The sequence below is a fragment of the Aestuariivivens sediminis genome (assembly GCF_022662105.1).
Lineage (GTDB): Bacteria > Bacteroidota > Bacteroidia > Flavobacteriales > Flavobacteriaceae > Aestuariivivens > Aestuariivivens sediminis.
Genome location: NZ_JAKMCP010000005.1, coordinates 99,799 through 112,875 on the forward strand (window position 1 = coordinate 99,799; position 13,077 = coordinate 112,875).

The following is a 13,077-nucleotide window of genomic DNA, read 5'->3' on the forward strand; positions in this document are numbered from 1 at the left end:
TTATTTTAGTGTTACTTTTGCACCATTAAAAAGCTTCCCTTCTGCTGATACTATATAAGTTTCATCTGAGTTTAAGCCCGAAAGTACCTCCACGTGGTCTCCAAAGGTTCTTCCTATGCGCAACCATCGTAAAATGGCAGTATTGTTATGACTCACCGTATAAACACCAGATAATTGTCCATGAATTACCATGGAAGATTTTGGAATGAGAACCACGTGCGACTGTGCCTTTTTTTCAACTGGAAATACTACGGTGGCGAACATGCCAGATAAGGTATGGGCCTCGGATTTATCTAAATCTATTTTTGCCATATATTGTCCCCCTGTATTTCTGGCAGAAGAACTTAATTCTGAAACCTTACCCGTTAAGGTTTTATTAATGGACTTAACCAGCACCTCTACTGCAGTTCCCTTATTAATTTGTGAAATTTCCGTTTCGGGCACCATGGCTATAACCTCAAAATCTTCAGGATTTTCAATTGAGATTAAAAGTTGTCCCGGATTAGCCATATCCCCTTTTTCAACAGTTTTATGGGTGACCACACCGCTAAAAGGGGCTGTAATATTGGTATAGGCAAATTGCGCATCGATCTCATTTTTCATTTGTTCAGCAGCATCCAAACGCGCCTTGGCCATTTCAAAACGTGCGGTCATGTCGTCCAATTCTTTTTGGGAGGCACTTTGGTCTGAAAATAAATTTTTAAATCGTTCGTAATCTTTTTGGGCATTATTGAAGGAAGCTCTCGCTTCGGCGATATTGGCATTTACTTGTGCTTTTTTAGCCTGTAAATCTGTATTGTTAATTCTAACAAGCAGTTGTCCTTTTTGAACCTTTTCACCAATATGTACGGGAACACTCTGTATAAAACCCATCATTTTGGTGCTTAAATCGGCCGTATTTTTCGCCTGTATCTTGCCACTCACAGTTAAAAATGACTGATTTCCACGAGATGTGGCTTGACTTACGATAACCGGAACGGCATGTGAATCGTCACTATTGTTAGTTTTGATTTCCTCACCGCAACTGTTCAATAACAGTATAGCTGTACATATAATAGGGAGGTAAATTTTATTTATCATGGTAAAGTTTGTATTAGATTATATTGATGAGTAAGGCTTTTTAAAATTAGTTTTACTGCCTTTTCGAACACGGGGGCCTAACTTATCCCTTCGTTAAAAATGCTAAATAGGTTTGTGCATAATTGTGTTCAAATATGGTTTGATAATATTCTAACTGTTTTTGGGCAAATTGCGTTTCAGCCATTAATAAATCGGAGGTTTTCTCCAGGCCTTCCTTAAATCTATTCGTACGAATTCTTAAGGATTCTTCAGCTTGTTGCAAGGCTAACTTTGAAAGATTGAGTTTATTTTTGGCGTCAACGTACATGCGATTCGCTTTATGAAGTTCTAGTTTGCTTTTGGATACATATTGACGGTATTCTAATTTCGATTTTTCAAATTCGGCTTTACTCTTTTGGGCTTTTCCGAAACGTTTGGATCCCTGAAATATGTCCCAACTTAATTTGGCCCCAAATACATAGCCATTAGCTTGGGCTTCAAAAATGTCATCGTCATATAGTTGATAACTTCCAAAGGCATTTAACCTTGGGAAGAAGGTCATTTTATCTGCTTTGTTCATGGCTTTCAGTGCATTGGTGCTCAAAAACATAGCTCTAATATCACTGCGGTCTTCAGAAATGGTTTTATGTATCGTGAGCATTTCGTTTACGGTTAAGCTGTCTGCAGGTTGGTATATAAAAAAGGAGTCATCATTCATTAAAAACGATAGGTAATTGGAAGCGTTTTGTACATTACTCTTCGCTTGGTGCAATTGGTTTTTAACTTCATTAAGACGTACTTCTACATTAAGGACATCCGCGCGCTGCAGGAGACCCTGCTCAAATCCATTATCGGCCAACATTTGGTTGGCTTTTGCAGCTTCTAATGCTTTTTTCACAACATCAACTACTTTATAGGCTAATTGGAGTTGCATGTAGGCATTATTCACCTCAAATTCTATATAATCAACGGTGCGCTGTCTTTTTAGTGACATGGCTTCCATTTTAGATTTGGCCGCTTCCCGTTGGTAAATACCATCCAAATTAATAAGTGGTTGTTCAATTTCAAATGTCGTGGCGAAATTTTGGATCTGGCTGGGATCGTTCAATAATGCGGGATCAAAATCATTTGGTGTTAAAATTTCTTGGTTAAGTTTTGACCCAAACGCCATCAGTGGATTCGTTGTTGAAATACCCGTATAACTAATAGAAATATGCGGTAGAAAGATGGAATTGGTCTGTCTGAATTCTGCTCTGGCACGATTAAATTCCTCAATGGAAATTTTTATTGTGGTATTGTTTTCTGAAACGGATTCTAGTACTTCTTTTTTGGTTATGGGTATGATCTGCTGAGCGTAAAGCGATAAGATTCCAGAGAGTAATAAAGATGTTATATAGGATTTAAGTTTCATTTTATAATAATTATGAGGCAAATTTAGCCCTAGAAATTATTACACTTGGTAACAATTGTTACCCAGGAAAAAGAGGAATCATTTAATAAGCACTTTATAGAAACTTCAAGTGATGAGTAGCATGCCTATCTTTGAAACGGGATAATCTTGTATGGATTTGTCGGCCACCGGACCACTCACTGGGTTTTACTTTTGGACAGAAATTTTAGGATAAATATTATTTTATTGAAATCAGCGTTTTATCAATTTAATAAAAAGCTCCTTTCCTAATCTGCTTTCAATGGAATTATGGCAAGCCTCGATAATGTCTATTTTAAAATAGGGAGAAAAATAATCCAAATACTCCTCACGATTTCCACCAAAAGGAGGCTTATCCATATTTAAAGGAGCATCAAAGAGGACCCCTACAAGTTTTCCATTGGAAACCAATAAGGCGTTAGCCTTTTGTGCGTAACGTGATCTTAGTTTTGGATCGATAGCACAGAAAAAGGTCTGTTCAATGATGAGGTCATATCTCCCGGTTAAATCAAAATAATTACCATGGATTAATTGCGAAACAGGAAATTGAGGAACCCTGTTTTTAATACTTTTTAGGGCAGCACCAGAAAGGTCTATAACGGACGTATTTTTAAAACCGTTATTAAACAGATATTCGGCTTCATAGGAATTGCCGCCACCGGGAATTAAAATGTTTAAATTTTTGTTGGTTAATTGATTGAAATATGATTTCAATGGTGGTGAAATTTGGCCTAAATCCCATCCTATATCATGGTTTAGATAACGATTATTCCAAAAGGATTCTGATAAATCCATTACTTATACACTGGTAATCTTTTGAATGATATCATTTTTTTGAACCACACCGGACTGACGCCAAACTTGTTTGCCATTTTTAAAAAGTAATAGGGTAGGAACCCCTCTTACCTGATAGGTCGCTGCCAACTTTTGATTTTTATCGACATCAATTTTTATAATGGAAACACGATCTTTTAAAGTGGATTTCACCTCCTTTAATATGGGACTCATCATTTTACAGGGTCCACACCATTCTGCAAAAAAATCAACTAAAACGGGTTTGTCTTGATTAATGATTTCTGAAAAAGAACTCATAATTTATAAACTTTACTGGCATGTAATAATTACAAAAATACATATTTATTACATGGTAGATTTATTTAATGATGGAATAATTTTGTAATTGGTTAAGCTGATTTCCTTTTATTTTAACTCAAAGGATTTGGATAAAATCTGCACAGAATTGGTTCCTGCCATCACAACAAAAGTACCTGACTCAACCAAAAAGTTACCATCAGGGTCATAAAAACCAAGTTCTTCAGGGGTTAATTGGAATATTACTGTTTTCGACTCATGTGCTTTCAAGTGTATTTTTTTAAATCCTTTTAACTCTTTTACAGGACGTACAATTGCAGTGGCTTCAGCAGCTATTCCTTCAGCCGATTGTCTTATGACCTCCAGAACCCAGCTTGCTGCTTCAGCCAAAGGAACGGGAGTCAATGTTTTATGACCATGAATGACGTCATATCAATATATCAAAGGTATACCCAATCGTGAAGTTTCAACAGCCAATTTTTGAACCTCCCGAACTTCTTTCACACCATGTACATTCAAGATTGAACCTACTAATCCTTTTTTAAGATGGTCATACATTTGCTTTACATTGGCATCACTCGGTGAAGGTCCAGTGACATCGTAAAAACTGCTGTATTGATTCATTTGCCCAACTTGTCCTCCAAGGTCATTTGTGCTAAAAGCGTTTCAACTTTTTTCCCTATAGTATCGACTCGTCCTGAGGAATGATCGGAACTGAAAGCATTCCATAAAAAAATACTCACTAATGCTAAACATACATTTTTAAGTTGGCCCATACCTGTATTTAAAATAGTTTAGAAATGGAATAAATAAAACATTTACAAACTGATATTGTTTAGACAATTTGGGTAGAAAACTAAAATATAAAAAAAAGGATAATGACCTTAATTTGAATACTGAGACTGTTCATGGCTTTTAGTCATGATGTGATTTTTAGTTACTTTAAAAAATTACAATAGGGATATCCCGGTAATTTTTCATTACAATTTTTGCTTTGTCATTTGCAGTTGAACTAAAAAGTCAATTTACATTAGCAAAAAACCATGACATTAGTGGTCATTCTCACTGGTAATTTTGTGTTTAAACTTATTGTACAGAAAGGAGATGATTAATAACAAAATTCCTAAAGAAACAAATACAATGGTTTTTGATATGGTATTCAAATGGGAAATGTCATAAAAGAAAAGTTTGATTAGTGTAATCGAAAACAGGATAATCGCCCCAATGCGCAGATGCTTTTTTGTCTTCCAGATACCCAAAGAAATTAAGATTAGGGAATATACTCCCCAAAGGATGCTTAACCCAAGTTTATATGATTCCGTTGAATTGGCCATATCCAACCAATGGATTAACTCGCTGCTGGTTATCCAAACTACCGTGGTGTAGAGCAAGATGTCAAAACCCATTTTAAAATCAACTTTCATAAATTCTTGCCGGATGTATTTATAACAAGTATAAAGTGCCCATGCTAAAAAGGCTAAAGACAAATATCTTATCATAATATGGGAATCACCAATGTTATATTGCGATGAAACATTTTGCTCCAAATAACTCTCCCGCAATTGACTTATGGTGTATAGTCCTTGTGTTAGGAAGACGAGTATTGCAAAAACGTTAAGAATTACATTAATTTGACCCAATACCCTGTTTTTAATTTTTTTCATGTTCAAAAAGGAAAGCACTGAAACAAAAAGCAAGGAATAATTAAGTACCCATATGGTTTTGAATTTAAGTAAATCTAAATTCGAATTTTGTACAGAGTCGTTCATAGGGGATCTTGAATTGTTATAAAGTACCTGCCAATAATTTTCCAGTTCCAGCCTAAAGGCTAAATAGATAGCACTGATAAGCACAGCAGGGATTACAAATGACGTAATTTCCAGTAGTTGAGGCTTTACAAAAGATTTGTATTTATTTTGAGTATTCAATACATAAATAAAGTAAAAACCACCAATAAAAAAAGCTGAGGTTAGGAATTGGGGATTGAATAGTGGCGTAGTCTCTATTAGGTTCAAATAATTACTGTACGCTAAGCTCCAATCCTGAAGGATACTCAAGGTAGCCAACGCCATGAGCGGGTATGAAATATATTCGTAAATAGCCATGCTTTTTGTTCTTCCAATCCAGAACAGTAAAGCGGCCTCCCCAATCCATAAAAGAGTTACCCAATTACCATCTAGTTGAACGGGAATAGAAATGGTGACAAATACCATCACCAATCCAGAAACCAAGTAAAATAAATTTCTGTCGCCCAATTTTTGTTTGTAAATGATAACACTTACAATAAAGTGCAAAAGGCCATTACCCAATGTGAATAATCCCAATAATTTGGTTCCAATCTCATGGTTATCTAAAATGGCATATCCAAATCCGTAGAAAATGAAGGAATTGGCCAGCAGTAGCACAATATCAATGACCTCAAATTTTTCCTGTTGGATTAATTTAAATGCCAAAAAAGTTGCATAAAAAACAGCAAAGAAGAGTAAAATAAAAACTAAAGCCATAGCAAAGTACACATCGGTGCTGTAGCTCGAAGCATGCCAAGTTGCATATATCAGCCAGGTGAGTAAAAAGGATGAGATGTAAAGGGTTTTCCAGTATTTTTTAAATGCAATAACTAGAATTCCACTGTTAATAATAACCATATAACTAAAAAGCACCATTGCATTACCTGAATTTTCGCTTAATAAAAAAGGAACTGCATAAGCACCAACCAGTCCAATATGGGCAATAATTTGTTTGTTATAGTTTAAGGCTGAAATAACTGTAAATACAGTAAAAAGGACCATTAGACAAAAAGCGAAAACTTGTGGAAGCAGTCCATATAAGCCATAGGTTAGGTAAGTCATCACATATAAAACCGTCATGGCACCACTGACTAAAACAGCACTAAAGTTGGCATACTTTTCTTTCAGTTTTATCCCGAATACCAAAAGGCCCAAACCTATGAGATAGCCTAAAATAATCCGTGTAAGTGGGCTAATCAAGTCATGTTCAATGGAATATTTTGCTCCAATTCCCACACCGATAACAAGAATGACGATACCAATTTTATTAATAAGATTTTCACCGATGAATTTTTCCAGATTTCGGTTGCTTTTTTCTCTTGGCACTTCAACATGCGATTGATATACCGGCGTAGGATCTTTAATTTTTTTGGACATCTTAGGGTAAGCCTGCTTTGACTTTTTTGAGGGCAATGCAATCCACAAGAGAAAATAAAGTAAAACTCCAACACAAAATAATACGGAAAGAAGGATCCAAAGAATACGAACCACCAGAACATTTATATTAAAGTACTCAGCCAAACCAGAACATACACCACCCAAGACGTAATTCTTATCATTTCTCGTTAACTTTTTTGGAGATTCACTTTGATGATGAGTAGGTTCTGTTTTAACAGATACCGTTTCAATGGGGGTTTCCTTTTGCTCAGGTTTTTTGGATTGAGCCGATTTTAAGTGGTAGATTTCTTCTCGTAATTCATGTACCTCCTTTGAGAAGGCTTCTTGCCTTTTCAAAAGCGCTTCCAGTTTAATAAGAAGCTTGTTTAATTGGTCTTGGTTATCGGTCATTTTTTTTAATCATTAGCACCAACTCTTTGATTAAAGACTGTTTTAGTAGTTTAGATAACTAATGTAGTGAAAAAAGTCGCATAATAGATATGTATTACGGTTATAGTTAATGAGCCTTACTTCTATTTAGGAAATGTCGAAATCGATAAAATTGAAAACCTAAAAGACGCATTACTTTTTGAGTTATTAAAAAATGCTTTAACAAATGTTCTAGCATTTATAATTTTTGCAGAAATTAAAAATTTAATACTTTATATAAACAGTTTTTCTGTTCACAAACTCCATTATACCGTCTTTTGCCAACTCCCTTCCGTATCCCGATTTTTTGTTGCCACCAAAAGGTAATCTGGGATCGGATTTAACCAACTCATTGATAAAATAAGCTCCATCACTTACTCTATACGCATATTTAATGGCTTTGTCCGTATTTTGTGTGCATACCGATACTCCAAGTCCATAATTGGAATTTTCAGATAAGGTAAAAGCATGTCCTATATCTTTTGCTCTAATCATCGCCGCCAAAGGACCAAAAGTTTCCTGATCGAAAGCATCCATACCGGGTACAACATCTCCCAAAATTGTGGGCTCATGGTAACAACCTTTTTGATGACCACCCAGCAATAATTTAGCCCCTTGTGCAATGGATTTTTTCACTTGTTGGTTTAATTGATTGGCAAGATCCAATCTGGCAAGGGGCCCAATGGTTGTATTTTTATCCAATGGATTCCCCGATTTCAAACTCATTGTGGCTTCCCTAAATTTATGAACAAATTCATCATATATACTTTCTACCAAAATAAAACGTTTGGCTGCTATACAACTTTGGCCACAATTGAGCATTCTGGCAGTCAGTGCTATTTGGACGCTTTTATTAATATCTGCATCTTCCCAAACTATGAATGCATTATTGCCTCCCAATTCCAAAACCGTTTTTTTTATATAGCGCCCTGAAATTTCTGCAACAGCAGCACCCGCTCTTTCGCTTCCAGTTAAGGTAACGGCTTTAACAGCATCATGTGCAATAATTTTTTCGGTTTGATCATGATGGACGATTAAACTTTGAAAAACATTTGAAGGATAACCTGCTTTAATGAATACCTCTTCAATTTTTTGGGCACAACCAAATACGTTTGGAGCGTGTTTTAGTAAACCAGTATTTCCGGCGGTCAAGGTTGGAGCTGCAAATCTGAAAACTTGCCAAAACGGAAAATTCCAAGGCATAATGGCCAAAACACTTCCAATGGGATCGTGCCGTACAAAACTCTTATCAGCATCCGTAACAATCGGTTGATTAGCAAGAAAAGTTGAGGCGTTGTCTGCATAATAATCACACACCCAAGCACACTTGTTAATTTCCGATTGCGATTCAGAAATAGGTTTCCCCATTTCCAAAGTGATCATTTTGGCATAGTCTTCCAGATTATCACGCAATACTTGCCCTGCTTTTTTAATGAGATGGCAGCGTTCCTGAAGGGATACTTCCCGCCAAGATTCAAAAGCCTTTTGACTATTGTCCAACTTTTCCACAAGCGCTTCTTGGTTAAGTGCTTTATAGGCACCAATTTCCTCACCATTATAGGGGTTTATACTCTTAAATACCATATTATTTGGTCAAGCTTCCAGTAAGCACTATTTTTTCTCTCTTGTCTTCCACAACTTGGGTTGTATATTTATTTCTTATTGCGGTTATCCAATGTTTTGCTCGTGTATTTAGCTTAAAATCATTGGTCATCATACGACCCCTAGATACCAAAATACCCATATCGGCACCTTCATACAAATAATCACCTTCTTTGGCAATATGGAGGAAAAACGCCTCATTTTCACTTTCTACTGCCCTTCTATGTGTGTCCATTCGGTCAAATTGTATATGGCCATTATCGAACATTTTCCAAATTCCGGATTTCGGAGCATCTGATACATACTCAATGGTGTCTTTGGTATGTTTTATTATGAGTTGGCTCCAGCCATCAATGTTCTCCTGACGCGACCAACGGTCATTTATTTCATCGATGTTCAAGGTATAATCTACCTCCATCCATTCTAAAATGTGGAATATGAAAAGAGGAGCATCCGCCAGCGCAAAAACGGCATGATTGGTTATTGAACTTGCACCTGTAACCCTTGGATTCAATTCGCCCAAATAAATTTCGCCGTTATCTTGGTCTATTAAGAAGTCTAATTCAAAATAACCTTTGTAACCTTCTTTTCTTAACTGATTTCCAAAAAGTTGCGTATATGCTGTGGCCTTTTCGCGAATTTCTGGTGTAAAGGCATTTGGATAAATCTCATTTCCACACCAGCCACCTTTATATGGTGTCAATTCTTTGAACCCGACCAGTTCTGTCATTAATGGAGCGACGATAGTACCATGTCGAGTTACACAGGCTTCAATTGCAGAACCTCTACAATTAATGCGCTTCATTATTTTCAATTCTTTCTCCTTGACAATCTCTTCTTCATATTTTTTAAATTCATCTTCATTGGATATAAAAAATGTAGTGTGGCCTGAATCTCCAAAGGGTGTTTGAATCACCAAATCATTCCCGAGATGTTTAGAAACTTTCTTGAGATGGGCATAATCTTTAACTGATGAGAGTACATAGGGAACACAAGGAACACCAGCCTTTTCAGCAATGCGGTTGGTATTGACCTTGTTATCCATGAACGTTCGCATTTTGGCTGAAGGAAACATAATTTCCAAACCTAATTTTTTTGCCAATTTTTCTGTCTCTTCATCAAACATCAAAAACATAGCCTTACCGACTTTATTTCCTTTTTTCCGCGTTTTCAAATAGTCTTGAACCTCGGGATGTTGAAGCAAATAATTGTTGATATCTTCAATGCTGGTAAATTCGTCATGCGGAATTTCCTCCTTGGGTGAAAACACATTGGGATGTTCACCATCAAAGCATTCAATCTGACAAATAAACTTAAATCCTTTAATCCATTCGTCGGCCCCAAGCATGTTGAAATTGGTGGCGCTAATGAAATAAAGTGGTACTTCATTCTTGTAAAAGAACCGTCTAATATTGGGTACCCCATGAAGCACTTGGTTTTTTGAAGCCTTTTTCACCCGTGGTGCTTTTTTTGTAATGGGTTTCTTAACTTTTTTCTTATCTAATATTTCTTTCGTTGTCATATAAATAGTTTTAAATGATTAAAATTAAATTAATTGTTTTTTCTTTTTTTCAATGGGTCTTTTTGCGTTGGGAGTCCTAGGTTTTTCATTGTTGAGTGCCTTTTCAGTAAATACTCTCAATCCTAAATCGGATCGATATCCATGAATTTCGCTAACATCAAGTGCTGTCATGAAATTGATAATTTGATCGCTTACCACTTGGCCTGGAACGAGTACTGGAAATCCTGGCGGATATGGAATGACAAAGGTGGAAGCAACCAAGATTCTTCCAGCATCCATAATTGACAAACAATCCTCTAAAGGAACATATTCATAATTGTTTTCATTATAGGCCATAAAATAGGCTTCCCTTAAATGACCTCCCGGAACTCCGGGTACGGCTTGAAAAGTGGGGTGGAAATAACTAAAATCAGGTAATGGAGGCACTTCTTTGGTTAGGGAATGTATTCTTTTATCACGTATTTCCTTTTCCTTATCGTTTAAGGCTTTAAATTCTTCATCCAATGCATCTGCTATTTTTAAAAGGGCATTGATAAGATAGGTCACGCTACCTCTGGTGGTACCTATATTTGTCATAAATAATACGGTGTTTCGGGATGTCTTGTTAATCTGGATATTGAATTTATCCATTAAAAATTTGTTCTTGAAAGTATCCCCATCAACTCCAGTTTTTCCTATAAATAAGGTGATTTTTGTGGGATCCAAAACAAATTCATCCTTCTCCCATGCCTCTTCCATACGGTTCCAACCTTCATTTTTGGAATAGTATTCCTTAAGTCCGGTTTGTCTAAATTTATCTGGTATAAAATCATGAACAGTCAAAACATCAAAGTACTTACTCAGTTGTGGCATATCATTGACTTTGGCTCTAAATACCATAGCCATTTCGATGCTCTTTTCTACCAATTCAAATCCTTCAAGCTGCACCTGTCGTCGGCCAACATCCAAAGATGCCAACATCTGATAGTTTGGTGACGTCGAGGTGTGGGTCATATAAGCTTCAAGAAACGTGTTTTCCGTTTTTCTTCGGAAATCCTCATCCCATATATGAATCATGGAACCTTGTCTGAAACTACTCAATGTTTTGTGGGTACTCTGGGTGGAATACACACGTATTCGGACTTTATCGGGATCTGGTAATGAAGACTGTTCACCATTTTTCAATCCTCTAATGTGTTCGTTATAACGTCTTCTATAATTGGCACTGTTGTATTTTTTATAAAGTTTATTGGCAGTAAACATACCGGTACGCTGTCTATAATTATGTGCAAATCCGGCAAAGCCATACCAAGCTTCATCCCATAAAAAGATCATATCCGGTTTTATGGCGAGGACTTCTTCCATAACGCGCTCCACATTATAAACCAGACCATCAAACGTACAATTGGTCAGAAGTAACATTTTCACTTTGTCAAGTCGTTCTGCTTCTTTTAGTTTCAGTAATTTCGCTTTGATCTGTTCCAAAGGCACTGCTCCATACATCGAATATTCTTCAATAGGGTAGGAATCCAGATAAACAGGATAGGCACCGGATAATACCAGCCCATAATGATGGGATTTATGGCAATCCCTATCGATAAGCACAACGTCTTCAGGCTTAACCAAGGCCTGCATTACTATTTTATTTGCAGTAGATGTACCATTGGTTACAAAATAGGTATACAATGAACCATAAGCATCACGCGCCATCTCTTGTGCTTTTTTTAATGGTCCGGTTGGTTGCAATAAGGAGTCGAGACCACCAGTTGTAGCTGAGGTTTCTGCCAAAAACATATTTCGTCCATAGAAGTCTCCAAAATCATGGATCCAACGTGATTTAAAAACCGAGTTACCACGTGATATGGGCATGGCATGAAAAACTCCAGTAGGTTTCTGACTATATTCCACTAAAGCGGAAAAGAAAGGTGTATTGTAACGTTCAGCAATGCCTCGTATAATGGTAAGATGAAGTTCCTGTATATCCTCGGTTTGATAAAAAATGCGATTAAAGCCTTTAATCGTACTCCCTTTTAAGTGACCAAGTGCGGTATCGGTAACATAATAGGTGTCCAGCTCGGGGCGGAATTGTTTTATAAGCTCTCCCATAAATGGACCGAGATCGGTTTCTGATTTTGATGAAAAGTCATGCTTTAAAACTTCCTCAGCATAAGGCTTGATAACTGGAGTGATCTGCTTTGAGTAATACGGCGGAGCATAACGAATTACTACTGCCTGAATATTGTGGTTGAAGAGCAGGGCAATCATGGCGTCCTGAAAGGAACGTTGTATCAAAACATCATAGGTAAATTTATCGCCGGGAGAACGGAGCGTTCTTAAGCTATGTTTCAATTTCTGCTCATCTTCTGTAGTAATATTGTCAACAAACAATACTTCAAAATGGTTTTTTCTAATACTATGATATTGCTCGTGCTCCTCGGCAGAATCCATGCTTTGCTCATCAAAACCAATGAAGTCCGGATTACTTTTATAACTATCGCCTAGCAGTTGTCTTGTTGTTTCAGCCACCATATGGGCAAGGGAAGCATATTCATTACTAATAAAAGCATTTTCGAATTTTTGTATGCGCTCTTTGCCTGGAAAGGCAAAAAAGCTTTCTACACCTTTTAACTCTTTTAGTAAATCCCTGACGTTTTGCTTATGCACTTTTTCATTTGTAGAACCCTTATGGCAACGCCTAAGATCGGAGGTTTCAATTTTTAACTTGTTCCAATATTCAACTCGTAGCTGTCCTATATTATAATACGGTGCACTTTTTGATTTCTTTTGCATCATGTTTTATT

Annotated in this window: 11 protein-coding genes; all 11 read right to left on the reverse strand. The window is 36.6% G+C overall.

Annotated elements, in window-relative coordinates; genetic code table 11:
* Positions 1-1,080 carry an efflux RND transporter periplasmic adaptor subunit gene (locus tag MR054_RS13220; protein WP_242158308.1) on the reverse strand — a complete coding sequence of 360 codons (1,080 nt, stop codon included), beginning with the start codon at positions 1,078-1,080 and terminating at the stop codon, positions 1-3.
* A gap of 82 nt (positions 1,081-1,162) precedes the next feature.
* Positions 1,163-2,470, reverse strand: a complete 1,308-nt coding sequence (locus tag MR054_RS13225; RefSeq protein ID WP_242158309.1) for a TolC family protein — start codon at positions 2,468-2,470, stop codon at positions 1,163-1,165.
* A 231-nt stretch (positions 2,471-2,701) separates the two neighbouring features.
* Positions 2,702-3,283, reverse strand: a complete 582-nt coding sequence (locus MR054_RS13230; protein ID WP_242158310.1) for a TPMT family class I SAM-dependent methyltransferase — start codon at positions 3,281-3,283, stop codon at positions 2,702-2,704.
* Between the two features lie 3 nt (positions 3,284-3,286).
* A complete protein-coding gene (gene trxA, locus MR054_RS13235) occupies positions 3,287-3,580 on the reverse strand; it encodes a thioredoxin (RefSeq protein ID WP_242086849.1) in 294 nt (97 codons plus the stop codon).
* Positions 3,581-3,688: 108 nt separating this feature from the next.
* Entirely contained in the window at positions 3,689-3,985 is a 297-nt protein-coding gene (locus MR054_RS16750) for a fibronectin type III-like domain-contianing protein (RefSeq protein ID WP_338081527.1), read from the reverse strand.
* A gap of 27 nt (positions 3,986-4,012) precedes the next feature.
* Positions 4,013-4,204, reverse strand: a complete 192-nt coding sequence (locus MR054_RS16755) for a hypothetical protein (RefSeq protein ID WP_338081528.1) — start codon at positions 4,202-4,204, stop codon at positions 4,013-4,015.
* Positions 4,201-4,356: a hypothetical protein gene (locus MR054_RS16760; RefSeq protein ID WP_338081529.1), complete on the reverse strand. Its 156-nt coding sequence runs from the start codon at positions 4,354-4,356 to the stop codon at positions 4,201-4,203. The genes MR054_RS16755 and MR054_RS16760 overlap by 4 nt, the downstream gene beginning before the upstream one ends.
* A 273-nt stretch (positions 4,357-4,629) precedes the next feature.
* Positions 4,630-7,155, reverse strand: a complete 2,526-nt coding sequence (locus MR054_RS13250) for a DUF2339 domain-containing protein (RefSeq protein WP_242158311.1) — start codon at positions 7,153-7,155, stop codon at positions 4,630-4,632.
* A 243-nt stretch (positions 7,156-7,398) separates the two neighbouring features.
* Positions 7,399-8,757, reverse strand: a complete 1,359-nt coding sequence (locus tag MR054_RS13255; RefSeq protein WP_242158313.1) for an NAD-dependent succinate-semialdehyde dehydrogenase — start codon at positions 8,755-8,757, stop codon at positions 7,399-7,401.
* A 1-nt stretch (position 8,758) separates the two neighbouring features.
* Positions 8,759-10,297, reverse strand: a complete 1,539-nt coding sequence (locus tag MR054_RS13260) for a biotin carboxylase (RefSeq protein ID WP_242158314.1) — start codon at positions 10,295-10,297, stop codon at positions 8,759-8,761.
* Between the two features lie 24 nt (positions 10,298-10,321).
* Positions 10,322-13,069, reverse strand: a complete 2,748-nt coding sequence (locus tag MR054_RS13265; protein ID WP_242158315.1) for an aminotransferase class I/II-fold pyridoxal phosphate-dependent enzyme — start codon at positions 13,067-13,069, stop codon at positions 10,322-10,324.
* Between the last annotated feature and the right edge of the window lie 8 nt (positions 13,070-13,077).

What these genes read in the sequence shown, in the direction of transcription:
- MR054_RS13230 (WP_242158310.1), bottom strand. Translation starts at nt 3,283, where the DNA reads ATGGATTTATCAGAATCCTTTTGGAATAATCGTTATCTAAACCATGAT.
- trxA (WP_242086849.1), bottom strand. Translation starts at nt 3,580, where the DNA reads ATGAGTTCTTTTTCAGAAATCATTAATCAAGACAAACCCGTTTTAGTT.
- MR054_RS16760 (WP_338081529.1), bottom strand. Translation starts at nt 4,356, where the DNA reads ATGGGCCAACTTAAAAATGTATGTTTAGCATTAGTGAGTATTTTTTTA.
- MR054_RS13265 (WP_242158315.1), bottom strand. Translation starts at nt 13,069, where the DNA reads ATGATGCAAAAGAAATCAAAAAGTGCACCGTATTATAATATAGGACAG.
- MR054_RS16755 (WP_338081528.1), bottom strand. Translation starts at nt 4,204, where the DNA reads ATGAATCAATACAGCAGTTTTTACGATGTCACTGGACCTTCACCGAGT.
- MR054_RS13260 (WP_242158314.1), bottom strand. Translation starts at nt 10,297, where the DNA reads ATGACAACGAAAGAAATATTAGATAAGAAAAAAGTTAAGAAACCCATT.
- MR054_RS13250 (WP_242158311.1), bottom strand. Translation starts at nt 7,155, where the DNA reads ATGACCGATAACCAAGACCAATTAAACAAGCTTCTTATTAAACTGGAA.
- MR054_RS13255 (WP_242158313.1), bottom strand. Translation starts at nt 8,757, where the DNA reads ATGGTATTTAAGAGTATAAACCCCTATAATGGTGAGGAAATTGGTGCC.
- MR054_RS13220 (WP_242158308.1), bottom strand. Translation starts at nt 1,080, where the DNA reads ATGATAAATAAAATTTACCTCCCTATTATATGTACAGCTATACTGTTA.
- MR054_RS13225 (WP_242158309.1), bottom strand. Translation starts at nt 2,470, where the DNA reads ATGAAACTTAAATCCTATATAACATCTTTATTACTCTCTGGAATCTTA.